21 protein-coding genes and 1 pseudogene are annotated in these 20,692 nt (G+C 43.8%); 12 read left to right on the forward strand and 10 right to left on the reverse strand.

All coding sequences use genetic code 11. The annotated features are described in order from the left end of the window. Positions 1–341: 341 nt before the first annotated feature. From F6K49_RS19775 to F6K49_RS19815, 9 genes are all read left to right on the forward strand, one after another. Entirely contained in the window at positions 342–3,905 is a 3,564-nt protein-coding gene (locus F6K49_RS19775) for a hybrid sensor histidine kinase/response regulator (RefSeq protein ID WP_293023584.1), read from the forward strand. 249 nt (positions 3,906–4,154) lie between these two features. Continuing rightward, entirely contained in the window at positions 4,155–4,607 is a 453-nt protein-coding gene (locus F6K49_RS19780) for a chemotaxis protein CheW (RefSeq protein ID WP_293023588.1), read from the forward strand. Positions 4,608–4,750: 143 nt separating this feature from the next. Continuing rightward, complete coding sequence (gene ureG, locus F6K49_RS19785; RefSeq protein WP_293099375.1) at positions 4,751–5,353, forward strand: urease accessory protein UreG; 603 nt, start codon at positions 4,751–4,753, stop codon at positions 5,351–5,353. Positions 5,354–5,422: 69 nt separating this feature from the next. Beyond that, the gene (locus F6K49_RS19790) at positions 5,423–5,572 is read left to right on the forward strand and encodes a hypothetical protein (RefSeq protein WP_293099393.1); all 150 of its coding nucleotides are present in this window, start codon (positions 5,423–5,425) and stop codon (positions 5,570–5,572) included. Positions 5,573–6,140: 568 nt separating this feature from the next. Beyond that, positions 6,141–7,214, forward strand: coding sequence for a hypothetical protein (locus tag F6K49_RS19795; RefSeq protein ID WP_293064109.1), 1,074 nt, complete (start codon positions 6,141–6,143; stop codon positions 7,212–7,214). A 90-nt stretch (positions 7,215–7,304) separates the two neighbouring features. Then, positions 7,305–7,469 (forward strand): hypothetical protein, encoded by a 165-nt coding sequence (locus tag F6K49_RS19800; protein WP_293099396.1) that lies wholly within the window; start codon positions 7,305–7,307, stop codon positions 7,467–7,469. A gap of 221 nt (positions 7,470–7,690) precedes the next feature. Further along, on the forward strand, positions 7,691–8,575 hold the full coding sequence (locus tag F6K49_RS19805; protein WP_293064112.1) for an EfeM/EfeO family lipoprotein: 885 nt from the start codon (positions 7,691–7,693) through the stop codon (positions 8,573–8,575). Between the two features lie 830 nt (positions 8,576–9,405). Continuing rightward, positions 9,406–10,422 (forward strand): chlorophyll a/b binding light-harvesting protein, encoded by a 1,017-nt coding sequence (locus F6K49_RS19810; protein ID WP_293064115.1) that lies wholly within the window; start codon positions 9,406–9,408, stop codon positions 10,420–10,422. 145 nt (positions 10,423–10,567) lie between these two features. Next, on the forward strand, positions 10,568–11,596 hold the full coding sequence (locus tag F6K49_RS19815) for a chlorophyll a/b binding light-harvesting protein (RefSeq protein ID WP_293022542.1): 1,029 nt from the start codon (positions 10,568–10,570) through the stop codon (positions 11,594–11,596). A gap of 498 nt (positions 11,597–12,094) precedes the next feature. On the opposite strand, the gene F6K49_RS19820 is transcribed toward F6K49_RS19815, so the two are convergent. Both F6K49_RS19820 and F6K49_RS19825 read right to left on the reverse strand, forming a co-directional pair. Next, positions 12,095–12,220, reverse strand: coding sequence for a hypothetical protein (locus tag F6K49_RS19820; protein WP_293022545.1), 126 nt, complete (start codon positions 12,218–12,220; stop codon positions 12,095–12,097). Between the two features lie 133 nt (positions 12,221–12,353). Continuing rightward, positions 12,354–12,536 carry a hypothetical protein gene (locus tag F6K49_RS19825; RefSeq protein WP_083304956.1) on the reverse strand — a complete coding sequence of 61 codons (183 nt, stop codon included), beginning with the start codon at positions 12,534–12,536 and terminating at the stop codon, positions 12,354–12,356. 115 nt (positions 12,537–12,651) lie between these two features. On the opposite strand from F6K49_RS19825, the gene F6K49_RS53470 reads away from it, so the two are divergent. Together F6K49_RS53470 and F6K49_RS19830 are read left to right on the forward strand one after the other, a co-directional pair. Further along, on the forward strand, positions 12,652–12,996 hold the full coding sequence (locus tag F6K49_RS53470; protein ID WP_366514204.1) for a transposase: 345 nt from the start codon (positions 12,652–12,654) through the stop codon (positions 12,994–12,996). Positions 12,997–13,374: 378 nt separating this feature from the next. Beyond that, positions 13,375–13,833 (forward strand): transposase, encoded by a 459-nt coding sequence (locus F6K49_RS19830; RefSeq protein WP_293022660.1) that lies wholly within the window; start codon positions 13,375–13,377, stop codon positions 13,831–13,833. Positions 13,834–14,001: 168 nt separating this feature from the next. On the opposite strand, the gene F6K49_RS19835 is transcribed toward F6K49_RS19830, so the two are convergent. The 6 genes from F6K49_RS19835 to F6K49_RS19860 form a co-directional block, all read right to left on the reverse strand. Continuing rightward, on the reverse strand, positions 14,002–14,331 hold the full coding sequence (locus F6K49_RS19835; RefSeq protein WP_293022550.1) for a hypothetical protein: 330 nt from the start codon (positions 14,329–14,331) through the stop codon (positions 14,002–14,004). A 139-nt stretch (positions 14,332–14,470) separates the two neighbouring features. Then, on the reverse strand, positions 14,471–15,208 hold the full coding sequence (locus tag F6K49_RS19840; protein ID WP_293064123.1) for an alpha/beta hydrolase: 738 nt from the start codon (positions 15,206–15,208) through the stop codon (positions 14,471–14,473). A 369-nt stretch (positions 15,209–15,577) separates the two neighbouring features. Next, positions 15,578–16,093, reverse strand: a complete 516-nt coding sequence (gene fldA / locus F6K49_RS19845) for a flavodoxin FldA (RefSeq protein WP_293064126.1) — start codon at positions 16,091–16,093, stop codon at positions 15,578–15,580. A 6-nt stretch (positions 16,094–16,099) separates the two neighbouring features. Further along, positions 16,100–16,234 carry a hypothetical protein gene (locus tag F6K49_RS19850; protein WP_293064129.1) on the reverse strand — a complete coding sequence of 45 codons (135 nt, stop codon included), beginning with the start codon at positions 16,232–16,234 and terminating at the stop codon, positions 16,100–16,102. A 310-nt stretch (positions 16,235–16,544) separates the two neighbouring features. After that, positions 16,545–18,047, reverse strand: a complete 1,503-nt coding sequence (locus F6K49_RS19855) for a chlorophyll a/b binding light-harvesting protein (RefSeq protein WP_293081090.1) — start codon at positions 18,045–18,047, stop codon at positions 16,545–16,547. Positions 18,048–18,142: 95 nt separating this feature from the next. Then, complete coding sequence (locus F6K49_RS19860; protein WP_293074344.1) at positions 18,143–19,183, reverse strand: chlorophyll a/b binding light-harvesting protein; 1,041 nt, start codon at positions 19,181–19,183, stop codon at positions 18,143–18,145. A gap of 104 nt (positions 19,184–19,287) precedes the next feature. Between F6K49_RS19860 and F6K49_RS19865 the strand changes: the two genes are divergently transcribed. Beyond that, a complete protein-coding gene (locus F6K49_RS19865) occupies positions 19,288–19,899 on the forward strand; it encodes a Crp/Fnr family transcriptional regulator (protein ID WP_293022562.1) in 612 nt (203 codons plus the stop codon). A gap of 265 nt (positions 19,900–20,164) precedes the next feature. Here the strand turns inward: F6K49_RS19865 and F6K49_RS19870 are convergent, their stop codons facing one another. Continuing rightward, a complete protein-coding gene (locus F6K49_RS19870; protein ID WP_293022569.1) occupies positions 20,165–20,314 on the reverse strand; it encodes a hypothetical protein in 150 nt (49 codons plus the stop codon). A 36-nt stretch (positions 20,315–20,350) separates the two neighbouring features. Beyond that, positions 20,351–20,692: pseudogene (locus tag F6K49_RS19875) on the reverse strand (transposase); the annotation flags it as partial.

The following is a 20,692-nucleotide window of genomic DNA, read 5'->3' on the forward strand; positions in this document are numbered from 1 at the left end:
AAATTCATTTTAAATGCGTTTTAGCATGCATGCAAAAGGCATGCATGCTAAAGGGGACTGGGATATATCTTTTTTATTTGATTTCAGGCTATAGACATTTTAAATGCACAAAATTTTTATTAAAACTAGCAAAATTTTATTGAATAAAAATTTTGCTAGTTTTAATAAAAAATAACTAATAATACGAGCATTTTTTAGTATAATCAGGTAGAGATAATTTTTTTATTTTATCCCGATTCCCGATTCCCGATTCCCGATTCCCGATTCCCGATTCCCTACTCCCTACTCCCTACTCCCTACTCCCTACTCCCTACTCCCTAAGAATAAAATACCTCACCCAATTGACAACTGCTCTAATGACTAATGACCCGAAAATTCGTGAGCAAAGCTATCGCTACTTTCTCCAGGAAGCACCGGAACTGCTGCAAGTCTTGGAAGAGGATTTGCTGAGTTTGTCAGAAAACTATAGCATCAATAAAGTCAACAACTTGATGCGGACTACCCATACCCTCAAAGGCGCAGCAGCTAGCATTGGGTTGGAAACAATCGCCACTGTAGCTCACTCCTTGGAGGATGTTTTTAAAGCTCTGTTTAACCCCGACTTGTCCATTGATCCAGAAATTGAAGCCTTACTGTTTCAAGCTTATGAGTGTCTGCGCCTACCTCTGACCGCTGAACTCACAGGGGGGCAAATCGATGACACCGAAATCAAAAATCGAACTGCTGCTGTTGTTGCCCAACTCCAAGAGAAGCTGGGGGACTGTTTTGGTCACGAATCCCATCTGCCCACCTCACTAGAATTGGGCTTCGACGTCACCCAGTCCATTTTTGAAGTGGGGGTTAGCCAAGGCTTAGACGTAATCCAAGCTGCCCTAAATAATGACAATCCCAGTGAAATCAGCATCACAGTTCGCCACCAAGCAGACATTTTCTTGGGGTTAGGGGAATCCCTTAATTTACCAGGGTTTGCCGCTATTGCCAAAAATGCGATCGCAGCCCTAGACAACCATCCCGATCAGGTGGTCACCATTGCCAAGACCGCTTTGTGTGATTTCGTTGCAGCACAAGCAGCGGTGCTAGAAGGGGATAGGACTCAAGGTGGTCAACCTTCTATAGCTCTGCAACAACTAGCTGACCTTAGGTCTTCAAGTCAAAATTCACAATTCACAATTCAAAATCAATCTTCTGTCTTCGGCAACGGAAAAGAACAAGACCTTAATCGAGTTGAGCTGGGACTAAAAGAAGGAGAAGGTGTTGTTAATAATTCTTCCGTTACTGATCCAGAATCTAAAACAAGGAAACGGTCCCAGCTTGTGGAAATGATCTGGGGAGGATCAACTACACTAGATCAGCAAACCTTTGATCAAAGTAGAAAGTTGCAGAGGTCGGAGCAAACAGAGATAGATGTCTTGCATGGAGAGATAGCCTCACCTGATCAAGAAATCGCCACAGAAAAAAATTTTGTTTTGCACAACATGGGGATGATTGATGCAGATAATCAAAAAAAAGAACAACGACAAGATCCCGAAATTATCACAGACGAGATCATCCCGCCCATAGGCAATGCTAGAAATGCCCCTCTAAACTCTTCCCATCTCGCCATAACTCCCTCCAACCAACATCCCAGCACGCCATCATCTAGGGATCTATCTGGTACTGTGCGGATAAATATTGAGCATCTAGAATACCTGAATTACACAATTGGGGAATTACTAACCAACCAAAACCGCCAGTTGCTCGAAAATGAACAACTGCTGGCTGCAGTGCGAGTACTCCTTGATCGTATCGACCAACATCAGCAAGTTCTAGAGCAACTCCAAGATTGGTACGACCGCCTGTTTATTTTGACCCAACAAAAGCAGATTAGGCAAAGGTTGCAAGTTAGCAAGTTGAATGTTGAAGGTTTAAACAAAAACAAAGCTACCGACCCAAATCTTAGTTTTTATTCCTACCCTTGGGCAGAAAAAACGTTGCAGCTTAGCAAGTTGAAGGTTGAAGGTTTAAAGGAACACTTTGCTACCAACCCCAATCCTACGGCCAACCTTGGCCAAAAGGCCACGCTACGCTCTCAACCTGCCAACTTTCAACATAGCAACTTTCAACATAGCAACTTTCAACATAGCAACTTTCAACCAACTAACCTTGGCCAAAAGGCCACGCTACGCGAACAACATACCGACTATTTCGATGACCTGGAACTAAAACGTTATAGCGCACCCGAGCTTCTGATCCAGTCAGTTCTAGAAGATGCTATTCAATTAACAGAAGCTGCCCATGACATTGAGCTGTTCAGCACCCAATCCAGTAAAACTCTCGAACAACAACGTCGGTTGTTAACCAACCATCGTGATGTCTTGATGGACGCCCGGATGTTGCCTTTAGGGGAAATATTTAGTCGTTTCCCCCCTGTCCTCAAGCAGTTGTCAGCTTCCCACCATAAGCTGGTAGAGCTAAAAATCTCTGGTAATGATGTTTTAGTGGATAAAGTTGTTGCCCAGAAGTTGTACGACCCCCTGCTGCATCTTGTGCGTAATGCTTTTGACCACGGCATTGAGACTCCTGCTGTACGGCAACAACAGGGCAAACCAGAAAAGGGATTAATTGAAATCAGTGCTTGCCATCGGGGCAGATATTTGGTGATTGAAGTTTTTGATGACGGGCCAGGGTTGAATTTTGAACGGATTCGCCAACTAGCAGTAGAACGTGAACTGATAGACTTTGAACAGAGTAATAATCTCAGTGAGGCTCAGCTGAGGAATTTGTTGTTTGAACCAGGCTTTTCCACTGTCTCTGGGGTGAATAACCTCTCTGGACGTGGTGTTGGTCTTGATGTTGTCCTAAACCAGGTCAAAGCTCTGAGGGGTTCCGTCCAGGTTGATTCTTCTCCGGACCAAGGCAGCAGATTTAGACTACAAATTCCCTTGAGTTTAACCATAGATAAATTACTTCTGTGCCAGGCTGGGAAGCAAGTTTATGGTTTGATTACTGATCAAGTCGAGCAAATTATTATTCCTGAGGAACACCAGCTCCGAAGTTGGGAAGATGGCAAAGTTCTCCACTTGGGTACCGGGACTGATCAGCAACTGGTTAAAGTCTACCAACTTGGGCAAGTCCTAGATTATTCCTCTGTGGCAAATCCATTCTCAGTAACCCATCCCCATCAACCTGTTGTTCCTCTTCAGACGATTAGACCAATCATTCTGATCCATTACCAGGATCAGCTTGTCGGTCTGGAAGTAGACCAACTGTTGGGAGACCAGGAGTTGGTGATTCGTCCTTTGGGGACAATGATTGTGCCACCCCCCTATGTCAATGGGGGCAGTATTCTGGCCGATGGTCGGTTGACATTGGTGCTGGATGGGACTGAATTGATCCAGTACCTGTCTGAGCAACAGACCGATGGCAGTCAAAGGTTACAGGTTAGCACATTGAAAGTTGAAAGCAAAAGCTATGACCAAGCCACCCAACCGATGGAAACCCTTTCGCGAAAGCAGCTTCCACCTTCAACGGTTGAACCGTTCTGGGTCAGACGTAAGCCAAAGGTACTCCTGGTAGATGACTCGATCACCCTGCGCCAAACTCTAGCCATGACCTTACAGAAAAATGGCTATCAAGTGTTTCAAGCCCAGGATGGTTATGAAGGGATTGAGCAACTACAGCATCAGACAGACATACAGTTAGTGATCTGTGATATTGAGATGCCTCGCATGAATGGGTTTGAGTTTCTCAAACACTGTCAGCAAGACCCAGCTTTGGTAGATATTCCTGTAGTCATCCTCACATCCCGCAGTAACGATAAACACCGCTTGATTGCTGCACAGTTGGGGGCAAAGGCTTATATCACTAAGCCCTATTTGGAACACAAATTGTTGACAACAGTAACCGATGTTGTTGAGCCCATTTAACCGTTAATAAGGGAGTAGGGAGTAGGGAGTAGGGAGTAGGGAGTCGGGAGTCGGGAGTCGGGAGTCGGGGGAATAAAATTGGCTGTAGCTCATAAGTATGATCAACGCTATATCCTGCAATTCTTTGGTAATTAGTAATTGATCATTGCTCCTGGTGAATTGGTAGTTTAAAAAATCCTAAAAATATCCCTATAACTACTCAGCACTAAACAATAATCACTAAACAATAATCACTATAAAATAAAGGCGATGGACGATTCAAAACTAGAAAAATTAATGGTTTTTAAAATTGCTGATTATTCCCTATGTCTCCCGATTATGGATGTTATTAAAGTGGTTAATTATACCACGGAAATCAGCCGGGATATGAAAACCATGGGATTAGTTCAGCTAGGCAAGCATACCATTAAAGTTTGGGATTTACATCAGCAGTTGGGGGATGGTAGTTTACCTCACCGAAGCCCTAACCAAAGGTTCTTAGTGATTATTCGTCCTAGGGACTCCGAACTTTGGGGAATTTTTGTCGATGATCTGCCTAATTTGGTGGAGTTACCCCAAGACATGATGCGACCTATCCCGAAGTCTTACCGTCAGGCCAGTGTTCTGGAGATGATATCTCATGCAGCTGTTATATCAAACGAAGCATCTACTCAGAAAATTTTTCTTTTGGATTTACAGCAAGTCGGTGCCTTGACTCCTTAATCGTCACTAGAAAAGGCTATAATAAAAATCTAAACTTACCAATTACCATTTGTTAATTGTTAACTTGTAGCAATTAACAATTTTTTTATGGCTAATGATCATAAATCAACTACACTATTAAAATTAACTCTAAGTTAGTTAACATGAGTACTTTTCGTGTTGGTATTGCTGGTCCAGTTGGTTCAGGGAAAACTGCTCTATTAGATGCATTGTGTAAAGCCCTGCGAGACTCTTATCAAATCGCTGTGGTCACCAATGATATATATACTCAGGAAGATGCCCAGTTTTTAGTTAGGAGTCAGGCCCTAGAAAGCGATCGCATTCTGGGTGTGGAAACGGGGGGTTGTCCCCATACTGCCATTCGGGAAGATGCCTCCATGAACTTGGCAGCCATTGAACAGTTGGAAAATCGGTTTACTGATTTAGACTTGGTGTTCCTAGAAAGTGGAGGGGATAACCTAGCAGCAACCTTCAGTCCAGAACTAGTAGATTTCACTATCTACGTTATTGATGTCGCTGCTGGGGATAAGATTCCTCGTAAAGGAGGACCAGGAATCACCAAGTCTGACTTGCTGGTGATTAACAAAATTGATCTGGCACCTCAGGTGGGAGCAGATTTGGGGGTGATGGAACGGGATGCTAAAAAGATGCGAGGAGATAAACCCTTTGTGTTTACGAATTTGAAAACTAAAGAGGGAATCTCTACGGTGATTGACTTGATAAAACTTGACATGGGCACTTATTAAGTGCCTTGAGAAGGGAGTAATAAAAGTGTTGGAATCAAACCTAATCTGATCATATGATCATGGGTGGTGATGATAAGGTTTTATAGCGTTTATCACAGTTATGAGGTACAGTCTTCTTTGACGTTGATTCCCTGTCTTGATGCAACCCATCCCTATTCCCTATTCCCTATTCCCTCTTCTCTCTTCTCTGTTCCCTGTTCCCTGTTCCCTGTTCCCTAAAATCCATAAATTGTTTACCTCATAGCTATGAGAATTGCTATATTTGTTTGTGTTATTGCATTTATCACTTGGTTGAAAAATGCTAGATAATTAATTATTATATTATAGTTTAGCAATTTTAATCTACGAGAAAAAAATGTATTAAATTCTACCTAAATTTAGGTAAGCTGGTAGAGCCAACGTTATCCTGGTTGACTACCAAAAAGTCGAGTAACTGTGTGAACGCCAAAGGCGTGGCAGAGCCCATGGCCCCCCTCGTGATCCCCATTTCTAGCCAGATTCAATCACTGGGATTCCTTGCTTTCCAGGGTTTCCCTTTAGGGAGTAATGTAATGTCGAGATAATTACCCTTAATACAAATCTCCCCATCTCCCCATCTCCCCATCTCCCCACACTTCCCACACTTCCCACACTTCCCGCGCCCGGGCTCGACACTTTTATTATGGGTATTCAACAACAATCTCCACAGCCTTATAAAATTATCGGAAGTAAAACTCAACCAGTATAGTCCATCTGATTGCCGTGATTTGATAGTCTAAAATATAATGGCTCCTTAATTCCCAATCCCATGGAAGTTGTTGTCCCCTTTACCCCTCCTAGTCGTCCAACCGAGTTTTCGGCTCTGGGCTATCTGTTTGGGCGATTTGACCCAAACCCATCTCAAGAGCCTAATCGGTCAGTTAAAGGAACTCTTGTTCTCAAACAAGGAATCAGCTTCAGTGCCTATATGCACCAACCCTTGTGGAATAAATTAAGTACCAACCCCTCTTTTGGTGAGAAAAAAGTCTATCTTTGGCGAGTATATTTCCGCATCACCAAGGCAGGAAAACTCGCTCAAATTCAAATCAAAAAATTTATTCCCCTAGAGGGGAAAACTACTCTACGTCATTCTCCCAGTGACGAAAGAGTCGATCAGTTTCGGGTTCGTGGTTTAATTCACGATGTCAAGCCAGAAGCGGTGGTGGTGTATGTAGAACGCAATCACCTGCCTCCTAGAGGAAAAGCCAAAACTTATCCATGGCAGCCTTTTTTGTTGACACTCCAGGGCTCTTTGCCACAACCAGCAGAAAAGGATGATTTTTGGGAATTTTTTTGTAGACGAGTAGGGGAAGAACTCCACATAGAGGAAGCTCATCCAGTTAACGTAAATCTAGAAGACTCAAGTTTCTATTCACATTACTCCGAAGAAAAAACTGACTATCAACCTCAACCAAGCCCTAAAACTAAACCCAATGAAGTTATCATGATTCAAGGCAGAAAACCCGAAATCACCGTCAAGTTTACCGAAAGACCCAATTTACCGGAGCAAGGCAAGAAAGTTACCTTACTCCTAACTGGTGACAATGGCATAACCGTTCAGGCAGAACTTAATCGCAAGACCCTCAAAAAGCAAGTAGAAAAGATGGATAGCTTTGCTGATTGGGTAGCGGCTTTGAGTGGAAAGATCGCCAGGGTGTCTCCAGAAGGGGTAATTGAGTTAGAAGGTGCAGGAGTTAATGTATTTGAGAAAAAACCAAAAGTTAGCCAATCAACTGAGCCAAAAGAGTCTCAGAAGCCTTCTAGCAACCCAGAAACAATTAAGCAAGAACAATCACAACAACCTGCTCAAAAGCAGAAGAAAGTGTTTCGTCTGATTGATTAGGATAGGCGTTGCTTTTAGGGAGCAGGGAGTAGCCCACAGGGGTAGGTTGTTTACCTCAGGGTCAAACGGGAAGTGTGGGAGGTGTGGGAGGTGTGGGAAGTGTGGGAGGTGTGGGGAGATCGGGAGATAAGGAGATGGGGAGATGGGGAGATGGGGAGATCGGGAGATCGGGAGATGGGGAGATCGGGAGATAAAGAGATGAGGAGATGGAGAGATCGGGAGATGGAGAGATCGGGAGATGAAATTGATGAGTAGCCGTAGTTTCCAGAATTGGGATCATTGACACTAGTCTGACTTGCCAATTTTTTTTTGCCATTTTGTTTGGGTGGTATGGGATACTTGTGTCTTAAGCACCTCTTCACAATCTCTTCATCACATCTTTAAGGTTTAATTTATCGATAAATATTTTTATCAAGTTGATCAAGGTCTACTATAATAATCGAAGCTAAAAAAGAATCTTTCTCAAGTTTAACCCCATGACAATTAATCGACGAAAAATACTACAAATTGCTGCTGTGGGTGGTTTAGGCACCCTAGCGGCTTCTAGTCTAATTCGCCCTGGTTCAAGCAAGGAGTTAATTGCAGCAGCTGGTAGGGATCCTTATGCTGCAGAGGTTGATCAGGGCTTAAGGTATTTCCGACAACAAGCTCAAGTACAGCTACCCCTTGTCGAAGACTTAGTGAAAGCAATTCGCAGTGGCAATTTGGAAAATGCCAAAGACGCCTATGTCAAAGCCCGTCCTCCTTACGAGCAAATTGAAACCTACGCAGCCAGCTTTGAAGAAACTGACCGGGATATTGATGCTCGCCCCTCTGCTTTTGATGGTGGGGAGGATAACCCAGAATTTAAGGGATTTCACCGGATCGAAGTTCTCTTGTACCGGGAAGGGAACGTCAAAGCAGCGCTCCCTTATGCTAAAGAGTTAGTCGAGAGCGTCAAAACCCTAATCAAAGATTTAGATCAGCGGCAGAACTTCAATTCCACCTTGAACTTTGAGGGGATGATTGCTTTGGCGACAGAAGTAGTAGCCAAGAAGATTTGTGGCGAAGAAGAAACTTGGTCGGATCAGAGCCTGTTAATCTTCTCAGATAACTGGATCGGAATTTTCAGCCAGTATGCTCCCTATTCAGCAAAAGTGGCAGACAAAGACCCCAGTGTCAATGAAGAGGTTAAGGCAGCTTATAAAGCAGCAAAAGGCAAGCTTAAACCTTACTTCACCCAGGGCGAAGTCGCAGCTCAACCCTATAGTTCTCTCGACATTAGTCAGCGAAAAGATATTGTGGACGTCGGCTATCGGTTCCGTAGAGCGTTGGTCAGAGCAGCAAAGGTTTTAGAAATACCCGTTGGTTTCGAAGTTTAGGGAACGGTGGCACGGTGGCACAGTGTTAGCTGTTGGGTTTTGAGTTCATGGTTTTTGCCCTTAATCCTACTCATGCCTAATACCATTGGCCTAAGACGATCATGCCTATTCCGGTCAACGACCAGCAAAAAGCGCGGCAGAGAGTAATAAATGTAATCTCTGCCGCGATTCTGGCTCGTTATCAGACATAAGAGAAGATGTCTTAGGATAGACATTATCAGTATTGCTAAAATTTTTCAAGTGTTACCAAAGGGTCTATTATAGAATTTCTGATCACATTAAACCGATAAGGGTGGTTATAGCCATCGGGGATTAAATCAAGAAGGACTGACGCTTCCGTACGTGACTAAACCATAAATATAGCGGTTATCTGGAGATAAAATTACTACAGGTAGTGCATATGGTGGCCGATACCTAAGTCTTATTAAATCATATTTAAATTGTACGATTTCATATATCTCTCAGATATATAAGTCAAGTTTGAGCTGAATGACACCAGTAGATGTTCTCATTTTGACAGCATTTTCCGCAACTATTAGAAAAACTAATGATAAAACTTATTTATCAAATAAAAACTGATGAGAGGTGTTGACAACAATTTTGGGTAACTTGGGATTAGCATAAATAGCTGTAACTTTTGATATACAAGACTTTCATAGAATTAATGAATCTAAAAAATGATAATTAGTTGCAATAAATGTTAAAAAATATTGCAACTAAGTTTAAATTGGCTCCCTAATGCTGCACAATCGATTCATGTGATTTCACCTCAACCCTAAACAGGAGGTGGTGAAACAATGAAGCAATTAAGGATCGAGTAAGGATCGAGTATGCAAACATACGGTAATCCCGAGGTTAAATATGACTGGTGGGCTGGTAACGCCCGCCTAGCCAACTTGTCTGGCAAATTCGTAGCTGCTCATGTCGGCCAAGCAGCCCTGATCGTTTTTTGGGCTGGAGCATTTACTCTGTTTGAAATTTCTTGGTATGATCCCACCCTGCCCATGGGTGAGCAGGGGCTGATTCTGCTGCCCCACTTAGCTACTTTGGGCTGGGGTGTAGGCTCAGGCGGTCAGATAGTGGATACTTACCCCTATTTTGTTGTTGGCGCTCTACACCTGATCTCCTCGGCTGTTCTGGGAGCGGGTGCTCTGTTCCATTCCGCTAAAGGTCCAGCACAATTGAAAGATGCTGGCGGTCGTGCCGCTAAATTCCACTTTGAATGGAATGACCCTAAGAAGTTAGGCTTTATTCTTGGGCATCATCTCATTTTTCTAGGAGTAGGCGCTCTGTTATTGGCCGCGAAAGCCATGTACTTTGGCGGACTATACGATGCCACCATTCATGATGTCAGGCTCGTTACCAGCCCAAATCTTAATCCATTGGCAATCTATGGCTATCAAACCCATTTTGCCTCGGTGGATAACTTAGAAGACTTGGTAGGCGGTCACATCTATGTTGGTTTGCTACTCGTTGGTGGTGGTATTTGGCACATCCTAATACCACCAATGAAGTGGGCAAAGAATCTCGTAAGCTTCGAGGGAGAAGCGGTTCTTTCCTACTCTCTCGGCGGTATTGCTCTGGCAGGATTTGTAGCAGCTTACTTCTGCGCAGTTAATACCCTAGCCTATCCCGTCGAATTCTATGGTCCTGCCTTAGAGGTCAAGCTTGGTGTTTCGCCATATTTTGCAGACACTATTGAGTTGCCTTTGGGTGCCCACACTCCTCGCTGCTGGTTGGCCAATGCCCACTTCTTCCTAGCTTTCTTCTTTCTTCAAGGTCACCTATGGCATGCATTGCGTTCCATCGGCGTTGACTTTAAGAAATTTGAGGAAGGCTTGAATTAATCAGCTAGTAAAAAGCAGCCCTCTCTAGATAGTAGGTGTTAGGTGCTGTCCAATCAATCTAACACCTACTAAACCAAAAATTTCCTGGGCTGCTGAGTAGCACTCTACCAAATTTATGTTTTAGATAGAGATATACTCGGTTTTCATGACAACAAATAGTATTCCATCACGAACTAATCCGGATTGGTTGCTTGGTAATGCCCGTCTTAGGGACTTATCCGGTCAATTATTAGGAGCTCATATTGCTCACGCTGGTTTGATTATGTTCTGGGCAGGCGCAACTACCATAGCGGAAATTTCCCAGCTTGTCCCTGGTCAGCCGATGTCCGAGCAAGGATTAACCTTGTTACCCCACTTAGCCACTTTAGGCTGGGGTGTCGCACCCGGTGGTGTGGTCACAGATACCTATCCCTATTTTGTGATTGGCATTTTGCATCTAGCTGCATCCGCTGTTTTGGGTGCAGGTGGTCTATTTCATGTTTTTAGTGGTGTTGCAAATTTGAAAGATGGCACTGGACGCGCCCCTAAATTCCACTATGAATGGACTGACCCCAAGAAGCTCAGCTTTATTTTAGGACATCATCTGATTTTCCTAGGTGTGGGTGCGTTGTTGCTGGTAGCCAAGGCAATGGTTTTTGGTGGCATTTATGACGCTGCTGTCGGCAATGTACGTATCATTACCAGCCCAACTCTTAACCCAGTGACTATCTTTGGTTATCTCTTTGGCATTGTCGATGGGGTTTGGAATCCTCTTGGAATGGCAGCTGTCAATAATTTAGAGGATGTCATTGGTGGTCATATTTGGATTGGGATGATGTGTATTGGTGGCGGAATTTGGCATATTGTCTCCACTCCATTTAACTGGGCTAGGAGTGCCCTCCAGATTGAAGGAGAAGCAATCCTCTCCTACAGTTTAGGGTCTCTAGCGTTTATGGCTTTTGTGTCTGCTGCTTTTGTTGCTAACAACACTACGGTCTTTCCCACTGAATTTTACGGTTCTAACCGTCTGGTAGCAGCAAATGTTCAGTTTTTCTTGGGACTCTTGTTCTTAGGGGGGCACTTGTGGCATGCTGTCCAAGCCCGTTCTGGCAGTGTATTAATGAGTACTCAGATTAAGTACTTAGATAAACTGTCAAAATCCCAAGACAATCCAACGACAGAGCCTTCGTCATAATTTCTTTGAAAAACTAGTTGCTAATTTTTAGCATTAAGTGGTATACTAAAAATGTAAGTTGCCATCTAGACGAGACACAGAGCCAGGGTTTCTTCTCTAGACAGGAAGCTAGTCCTCCTTATGGTAAACCAACAGCCAATCAGATCACTAGGGTGGTGATCTGATTTTTGTTTTTTAGCTATTTATCAATAAAGTTTATTATTAAAAGCCCAATTCTTATGGAACCAGAAACCTGCTGGAAAACTGAAGCTGTTGTCAGCCGTGAGCTTTTAGCTCACGCTACCCGAACAGCGGTCAGCGGTCAGCCATTCTCTACTTGAAATGCAGACGTAAAAAAGATTAAATCAATGCTTAGTTGTTGTCTTAATGCAGCGCGGTCTTGGGGGAAACCCCCAAGACCGCTTAGGTGCGCTTATTTAAAAACTGTTCGCGTAGCGTGGCACAGGCTTCTAGCCTGTGATATGGCCCATTAGCTGATAACTGATAACTTACGGTTACCTAACTTGCGTTCGCATAGCGTGACCGTAGGTCAATCCCCTTTGGCGCGCCAGAGCCAAACATATTATCAAAAAGGGAGTTTGTTCGCGTAGCGTGGCCAAAGGCCAGGGAAAAAGAATACCCCATCCTTCTTAAGGTTTAAAGTTACCGTAAGAATAGGGTCGCCTTAATAATAAAGTTTTAACCCTTTTGCTCATAGCCGACCAACCATAAAGGCGACCCTATTCTAAGGTTTCGTCTCCGGGGATGAATTTTTCCCTCAATCAGGCAAAGTCCCAGTCCTCCCTAGGAACTCTAAGTATTCAGAAAGGCTTAAGCCCGAACGAGCAGCCAGCCTTTTTAATCCTTGCCAACCAGTTTCAGTGGCCTTGATGCTGTAACTTTTTTTAGCTTCCTCGTGTAATCTGGGTCTTCCTACTTTTCTTTTAATTTGTTCACTCATTTACTTGACATTATTATTTTGGGGGTCTATAATTAGATTAGCACTGAAAGAGGTCGAACAGATGCAACTAGGATACTCTTACAAACTCAAGCCCACTCAACGACAAAAAGCCGTAATGAATCGGTGGTTAGACATGTTGAGGTCGCAGTATAATTACCTGCTTAGAGACAGAAATGATTCTTACAATCAAGCAAAAGCTCCTAGATTAGGCAATTATTGTGATCTGAAAAGCGGTGGAGAAGCGTGTCCATTAACTTGTTCAGTCAGCAAAAATTATTCAGTAGGTTACCCTTGGAAGAAAAGTCTAAATAATCCAAGACGAAGTGCCTATGAAGCCCAAAGTTCTAGTCTTCCCATACTCAAGAAAGAAAGACCCTGGTATAAATCAATTCATTCAACTGTATTGCAACAAACTCTAAGACAATTGGATGTTGCATTTGCTAAATTCTTTAAAGGATAAACTGGATACCCTAGACCAAAAAGAAGGTCACGATTTAGGAGCTTCAAATATGCTCCTGGTCAAGTAAAGCTTGATGGGGACAATATATATCTCCCAGGAATTGGATGGATGGGTTTTTACAATTCTCGCCCTATCCCTGAGGGTTTTATTTTAAAATCAGTCACTGTTCGGAGGAAGGCTCGCGGTTGGTTTGTAAGTCTTCAAATCGAAGACAAGTCAGTTCCAACTACTCCGATAAGGAGTAATAGCGAAATCAATCCTCTAAGAGTCAAAGGCTGCGATCTAGGAATTAACAAGTTAGTCAGTATCTCTAATGGTAAAACAATAGCTAATCCAGCTAAACAAAAGTCTTTTAAACGCAGATAAAGACGCTTAAAACTGAGACAAAAGGCTGCTAGCCGAAAGAAAAAAGGTTCTAAAAATAGAGGAAAGTCTTACTCTAGGGTGGCCTCACTTCATGAGCGTATTGCAAACAATCGTAGTGCCTATCATTGGGATGTAGCTAATCAGTTAGTCAAAGATACAGATGCCTTGGTACTTGAAGATCTTAATATAAAGGCAATGAAATCTCGCTGTAAACCTAGACCTAATGAGAATGGTGGATATGTCCGCAATGGACAGTCGGCAAAAAGAGGTTTAAACAGATCAATATCTAATGCAGCTTGGGGTGAACTGGTTAAAAAGGTAGAGGTCGTGGCTGCGAAGTCAGGCATACCAGTAGTCAAAATAAATCCCAAGCACACGTCTCAAAAATGCCCGAAATGCCATCACGTCAGTAAAAGTAACAGAAAGAAAGAAAAGTTTGTCTGTACCAATTGTGGTCACTATGATGACTAGAAATGTTAATGGGGCAATAAACATCAAAATGCGGGGTCTAAAAAAACTGGGAATTGACCCCACTCAGCTACCTCCGGTGCGGGGGGAAGTCACGCCCACGGAGTTAACAGCAACATAGTTGTTGTGCCTGGGAATCCCCATCCCTGCGACGGGTGGGGAGGTTCAACGTCACACAACTTTAGAAGTAGCTTGATGACTACACTTACACCGTCGTGAGTTAACCCTAGCAGGATTGAGAGTTGCCTCATAGTCATAACAATTGATTGCCTCTTCTGTTAGCGCCTTTGACGGATGTACTGTACACTTGAGGCGATAATCTCCAGTAAAAAAGGCGCAGCGACTACAGGGAATTTGATGTAATTGTCTCAGATGAGCGACACCGTCTCGAAAGGTCGCCCGCATCCGCCATAACGCTATTCCGATTAATGTCCAAGCAGCTATGCAGCACAGAAACGTTAGCAAATGTTGAATAACCTGAGAAAGAAGTATCTCGAACATGCTTAACTACTAACTAATAAGATTTCAATTTATGGATGCTACAGATAGTTTCAGCTATCAGCCATCAGCCTATGCGCTACGCGCACGCTGCGCGAACAGCTATCAGCTATCAGCTAATGGCTGATGGCTAAATGCTTACCTAAGTACTAATTGCTAATGGCTCAGGGACTGGTGATGATAGGGATTCCCAAAACCGGATGATTTGCCTTCCTACTCGATTGGGATGGAAATAGTGGCAAAAGTGACCCCCTTCGGGATATTCCCATAAGCGATCGCATTCTTTTAACCAAGATTTCCATCCTTGCAAAGCATTAGAATCAACAATAATGTCATCTTTGCAACCACATACCATTAATGGTACTTGCACTGCTGTTGGTGCTACACTAACCCGTTTATATAGGGAATGAGGAGAGGGAGAAAAAGCTAAATCCTGCTCTAGGATGGTTACTAAACCTTTCGTAATACGGTGATTGTGATGACCAAAGAGGCTCTTAACCATTTGGCTAAGCAACACTTGGCGAGTGCAGGGTAAAAGTTGGAGCTGCACATAGTAGTGGGCTTGCCAGTCAACTGCAGGATTAACACCTACTGATAATAGAGTTAAAGACTTGACTTTTTCAGGATATTTACGGCTATAGAGTAGTCCTACCAAACCAGCAGTGCTGTGACCCACCAGATGGATAGGATGATCTGAGGCTTTGAGATAGTCATGAAGTAAGGTCAGGGCGATATCAAGAGACGTTGGTTCATCTTGGTTTTGGCGATACTCCCACTGGCCAATTCGCTTTTGTTTAGACAAATAACGAATTAAAGGCTGATCAAAACGTAGAAAACTTGGACTAACATTCAACCAAAGGATTTCAGGCAAAATAGACATATAGCAAAGGGAGTAGGGAGTAGGGAGTAGGGAGTAGGGAGTAGGGAGTAGGGAGTAGGGAGTAGGGAGTAGGGAGCAAAAATTATCATAATTCCTACACGGATCCCTATAGCAATTTTATAATCACAAATATTCAATAGGGGTGAAGCATTTTATTATATGTTTGAAAGTCATTAATGTTGACCGTTAACGCTCAAATGTAAGTGGTCAATAGTCAACGGTCAACGTAGCTAGCTTTATAAAAAATAGACGGTTTTCAGGTGCGACCCGTGGCGAATTTAATTCGCCTACGGAAAGCGCACCTCAGGTTTTTTCCTAATTGGAAAATACCCAATTTAAATGCAAAGCAGCTTACAACGGTTGTAAAAACTAAACTCCAAACTCTTGTTTGAGTTGGGTTACCCAAGTTTTTATCCGTTTTTCCGTCAGTTCAGACTGGTTATCGTCATCGAGGGCAAGACCAATAAACTTACCATTTTTGAGAGCTTTTGATTCATTAAACTCGTACTCATCAGTCTTCGGCCATTGTCCAACTGTGGTACCCCCCAGTTCGGAAATTTTTGCTTCTAGAATACCAATGGCATCCATAAAGTTATCAGGATAGCCCTCCTGGTCTCCAGTCCCAAAATAGGCGACTTTCTTACCACTAAAGTTGATACTATCTAACTCCTCAAAGTAGCCATCCCAGTCAGCTTGTAATTCCCCAATATCCCAAGTAGGACAGCCGATGATGAGATTTTCGTACTTTTCAAAATCGCTATTTTCAGCCTCTTCTATTTTATGGATAGTGACGACATCATCACCGCCAAGTCCTTCTTGAATTTCTTCAGCTGCCGCCTCTGTTTTACCGGTTTGAGAACCGACGAAAAGACCAATTTTTGACATTTTTATTTACTCCTGATTGATGTTGATTAGATTCTTATCCCCACAGGGGACTGACTCAGTCAGTATGGTTTCCTCCAGCATTGGCATCTGTTGCCGACAGTGGCAGCAATAGTAGTAAATGCCAGTGGCAGGTGGAGACATTTATCTTGGTTATGGCATCCGTCTTTATTAACGCCTTCTAGGTCGTTGAAAATTTATCAATAATATTTATCAATAAATTGAGACCAAAAGGAGGGATTATTGTCTGTTGCCATAGTTTCGGTCAAGGTTGCACTTAACCTGGCTGTCACTATGGGAGGGATGAACGGTTAGTTATATCTAAGCTAGGGAAAAGAGATAATGGGGTTAGGGTTGACATGGCTTCCTAGCCCCAGACAGCTCCTGTTTTAAGAAGCCTATAGAATGCTCCATTAATTACTCTAGCATTTGTTGAAACTTTTTAGCAACTAATTCAACCCATCATGCCCTGAATCATACTGAAGTTATTGACCAGCAGATAGGCAAAAATCGCTCCTCCAGCGCCACCAACTAGAAAAGCTCCAGCAAACTGACTCCAGCCGTCAGCAGTTTGGATAGTTTCTGGTACCTCGGGTACCCTGGTAACGAATGTGGGTCGAGGTAAAGTTTTTAGCTCTTTTTTAAAGGTGACTGTACCGTAGATTGATAGGCCGATGGTGGCGATTACAATCAGAGCAATAGCTGCTGTTACACCAGCTAAGTTTGCCGTCTGTGAATCCCGCAACGGTCCTAATTTGGCAAACGGACCAAAGATAAAATACCCATGAGCCATGCCAATTTCTAGACCCCTGGACAGGGGAGAAAGACCGGGACGGTAAATAGGTAGGTTTTTGAGGAAGTTAAGGCTAATATCTGAGGAGTTAATTGGGGTTGCCAAGTCACCAACTTGAGGATTACTCCGAGGGATAATCAGCTCACCTTTTTTGAAGTCAAAACCAGCTTCTGCTCCTCGCGCCCGGATAGCATGCCAGATATGACCGAACAGAAATAACACCGCAAAGACAAAGTGGAATGCTGCTAACCAACCGCGAGCAGAAACGATGCCATCACTGGCTTCTAAAGTCCCTACTGGACCATAGAACACTTCTGGATAAACGGTGTCATTGACCATGACAAAGTAGGCGGCAAAAATTCCCATGTAGGCCAGCGCCCCTAAGCTATAGGAGAGATAAGCTTCCCCGGAATAAACCAAAACCTCACGTGCCCAGTTAAATGGCTTGGTTAAGATGTGCCAGAAACCACCAGCAATGCAGATCGAACCAATCCAGATGTGACCGCCAACCACATCTTCTAAATTCTTCACGGCTGCCATGCCTTCTGAACCGGATGCACCAACTAAGTAGCCAAAAATTTTGACAGGGCTAAGGGTGGGATCGGTAATCACTCGTACATTGCCACCGCCACTCGCCCAGGGGTCAAATAGTCCACCCCAAAACAGGGCTTTAGCTACCAACAACCAAGCACCAACCCCCAAAAGGATGAGGTGAATCCCGATAATGGTGGTCATCTTGTCGGAGTCTTCCCAGTCATAGCCAAAGAAACCAGCAAAGGTGCCATCATTGGTTAATTTATCTGGGGCAAGCAGGGAATGGTAAAGTCCTCCAGCTCCGAGCACTGCTGAGGAAATCAAATGCAAGACCCCAACTACAAAATAGGGATAGGTGTCGATAATTTGACCACCAGACCCAACACCCAAGCCTAACGAAGCCAGGTGGGGCAACAAGATTAATCCCTGGTCATACATCGGCACGTCAGGGTTGTAGCGAGATAGTTCAAACAGGGTCATTGCTCCCGCCCACAGGACTATCAAACCAGCATGGGCGATATGAGCACCTAGCAACTTACCGGATAATTCAATAAAACGAGCATTACCAGCCCACCAGCCTACTTTTGAGATTTGGCCTTGGTTGGGACTATCAGCAATTACTGCTGTCATTGATGTACCTCTTTGAGAATTATTGGCATTTTGAGTTGGTCAATAAAGTGCCATTATATACACACTTTATTAGAATTAATTGCATTAATCTGAATTTAAGTAGTAGCTTCAGAAGCTACTACCTGACCCCGGCCAAAATCAAACCCAGCTGCTCGCAAAGCATGCCAAATATGACCTTGGAGGAAGAAAAACCCAAGGAAGAAGTGAGCATTAGCTAACCAACTCCGGCAAGAAGGGAAGCTAGAGTTAGGATCGGCAAAGTAGGGGAAAACATCCAGCTTAATTGATAAGGCAGGTCCATAGAAGACTTCTGGGTAGACTACGGTGTTAACAGCGCAGAAGTACGCGGCGATAAAGCCCATCAGCGCCAAAGCACCCAAGCTGTAGGAAAGATAGGCTTCTCCAGACCAAATAAAAAGACCGCGCGTCCACTCAGATGGCTGAGTCTTGATGTGCCAAAAGCCACCGCCAATACACAGTAGACCAACCCAAATATGACCACCAACTACATCCTCTAGGTTACTGACTCCAGCAATCCAGTTCTTGCCCACAGTACCAAACAGATAACCGAAAATCACTGCTGGATTGAGAGTAGGGTTGTTAATGACTCGCACATTCTCCACTGCTGGATCGTACAACCCCCCAAACGCGATCGCTTTAGCCACCAGTAGGAAAGCTCCAAATCCCAGTAGAATCAGGTGAATGCCAATGATAGTGGTCATTTTGTCCCCATCTGCCCAGCTATACCCAAAGAAGCCAGACTTTTCTTCTAAAGTTTCCGGACCACGGAGGGCGTGGAAGATACCACCAAAGCCGAGAAATGCTGAAGAGATCAGGTGCAAAACACCAATCACAAAGTAGGGGTAAGTATCCACTATAGCTCCCCCAGCACCAACGCCCCAGCCTTGAGCTGCTAAGTGGGGCAGCAGGATTAAGCCTTGTTCGTACATGGGTTTGGCAGGATTGAAGCAGGATAGTTCAAACAGGGTTATTGCTCCAGCCCAGAAGACGATTAGACCAGCATGGGCAACATGAGCCCCCAATAATTTCCCGGATAACTCCGTGAGGCGAGCGTTACCTGCCCACCAACCATACTCTCCCTCTACTAATCGGGAACTCTCAGCAATGTTTGCCACTATACTACACCTCCTAGGATTTTATTGCAAAATATATTCAATAGTTACTTGGAATAGCTTACACTACTGCTTAAGGAAAATGAAACCTATTTTTATTAAGAATCATGACAATTCGCAGATTTGGTAAGGGATCACAGCAATCGTTAGTCACTCAGAACCCTGTCACCACTAGGTTCAAGCCATCTGTTCATCTCTTTAAGCGCCATGACTTGATTGCTCTAGAACCCGATCAACTATGGGTAGTTCAACAGGGTGTGGTTAAAACCTTGACCTGGAATGACGAAGGAACAGTAATTACATTAGGATATTGGGGAGTTGGGGATGTAGTGGGGAAATCTTTGTCTAACTTGCAAACTTACGAGATCGAGTGTTTGACTAGGGTTAAAGCGCAATGTCTGTCTTTGTCTCAGTCTTACCGCTTATCCGAGGCTATTGTTTGCCATCTGCGACAGACAGAAGAGTTGCTGTGTATCATTAGAACACCAAGAGTCTCTCAGCGTTTGCAACAGTTTTTGAGTTGGTTAGCCCGGAAGTTCGGTCGTCCCGTCTGTAGTGGGCAACTTATTGATATACCAGTGACCCATCAAGAACTAGCTGAGATGATTGGCACCACACGAGTAACCATCACCAGGCTGATCAAGCAGTTTGAGGAAGAAGGGATAATCAGTCGTCCTCGTCGATACTGTATTGTGTTGCGCGATTGTTCTGAAATATAAATGAAAATGCTATCAATGGCGCTAGATTCAGCATACCTGGAAAGAGTACCGCTAGCGCCATGGACGTGATTAAGTTACGGGCTGATGGTGGGGAGGAAATTATGCGTTGCTTAATAATAGAATGATTTTAATAGTTTTGTGGAATGGGCATCTTGGTGGAACGGGCATCTTGGTGGAACGGGCATCTTGCCCGTTATCAATAATTTCGGGCGGGCAGGATGCCCACCCCACTCATATTAATTCGAAGATTCAGCAATGCCCGAAATTATGCGATCGCAATGTAGCCTGATAATTGCTTAATCCGCTCCATCCAAGACAGCACATTGGGGTAAGCATCTAGAGAAATCTTGGCGTCTGGTGAGAGAGATACTCTTAAACCGTCATTAATCGGGATAATCCGGTATAAAACGGTCAAGGTGCAATTTATTGTTGCCTGAGGGAGGAGTGGTAGTCAGCAATTGGAGTTAAGCCTTCCACTCATCTTTCTAGGCGATCCTGGCATCTCGACCAGGAGTTCCTTAAAAGCCTTAGTTTTGCTATGCTTGCAATTAATCCATCCAAGCTCAACTGCATCAAGCAAACTAAGTCCCATCCCTTCCAAGAAACGCGCGGTACGACGCAACAATACTGCCTGCACCTCGGTTTTACTCATATACCGGGTGATTTCCTTATCCGTACCTCGATTAAGTATGTTTTTGGCAGCATTGTAGTCAGCCTGTAACACGACCCCATTAAACCTGGTAAAATTGTCCCCGTTTCTTTCCCCCAACAGGGTTCCAGTAACAGAGTCAAC

The sequence above is a fragment of the Moorena sp. SIO3I6 genome (assembly GCF_010672095.1).

What these genes read in the sequence shown, in the direction of transcription:
- F6K49_RS19780 (WP_293023588.1), top strand. Translation starts at nt 4,155, where the DNA reads ATGGACGATTCAAAACTAGAAAAATTAATGGTTTTTAAAATTGCTGAT.
- ureG (WP_293099375.1), top strand. Translation starts at nt 4,751, where the DNA reads ATGAGTACTTTTCGTGTTGGTATTGCTGGTCCAGTTGGTTCAGGGAAA.
- F6K49_RS19790 (WP_293099393.1), top strand. Translation starts at nt 5,423, where the DNA reads ATGATAAGGTTTTATAGCGTTTATCACAGTTATGAGGTACAGTCTTCT.
- F6K49_RS19795 (WP_293064109.1), top strand. Translation starts at nt 6,141, where the DNA reads ATGGAAGTTGTTGTCCCCTTTACCCCTCCTAGTCGTCCAACCGAGTTT.
- F6K49_RS19805 (WP_293064112.1), top strand. Translation starts at nt 7,691, where the DNA reads ATGACAATTAATCGACGAAAAATACTACAAATTGCTGCTGTGGGTGGT.
- F6K49_RS19810 (WP_293064115.1), top strand. Translation starts at nt 9,406, where the DNA reads ATGCAAACATACGGTAATCCCGAGGTTAAATATGACTGGTGGGCTGGT.
- F6K49_RS19815 (WP_293022542.1), top strand. Translation starts at nt 10,568, where the DNA reads ATGACAACAAATAGTATTCCATCACGAACTAATCCGGATTGGTTGCTT.
- F6K49_RS19820 (WP_293022545.1), bottom strand. Translation starts at nt 12,220, where the DNA reads ATGGGGTATTCTTTTTCCCTGGCCTTTGGCCACGCTACGCGAACAAAC.
- F6K49_RS19825 (WP_083304956.1), bottom strand. Translation starts at nt 12,536, where the DNA reads ATGAGTGAACAAATTAAAAGAAAAGTAGGAAGACCCAGATTACACGAG.
- F6K49_RS53470 (WP_366514204.1), top strand. Translation starts at nt 12,652, where the DNA reads ATGAATCGGTGGTTAGACATGTTGAGGTCGCAGTATAATTACCTGCTT.
- F6K49_RS19835 (WP_293022550.1), bottom strand. Translation starts at nt 14,331, where the DNA reads ATGTTCGAGATACTTCTTTCTCAGGTTATTCAACATTTGCTAACGTTT.
- F6K49_RS19840 (WP_293064123.1), bottom strand. Translation starts at nt 15,208, where the DNA reads ATGTCTATTTTGCCTGAAATCCTTTGGTTGAATGTTAGTCCAAGTTTT.
- fldA (WP_293064126.1), bottom strand. Translation starts at nt 16,093, where the DNA reads ATGTCAAAAATTGGTCTTTTCGTCGGTTCTCAAACCGGTAAAACAGAG.
- F6K49_RS19850 (WP_293064129.1), bottom strand. Translation starts at nt 16,234, where the DNA reads ATGTCTCCACCTGCCACTGGCATTTACTACTATTGCTGCCACTGTCGG.
- F6K49_RS19855 (WP_293081090.1), bottom strand. Translation starts at nt 18,047, where the DNA reads ATGACAGCAGTAATTGCTGATAGTCCCAACCAAGGCCAAATCTCAAAA.
- F6K49_RS19865 (WP_293022562.1), top strand. Translation starts at nt 19,288, where the DNA reads ATGACAATTCGCAGATTTGGTAAGGGATCACAGCAATCGTTAGTCACT.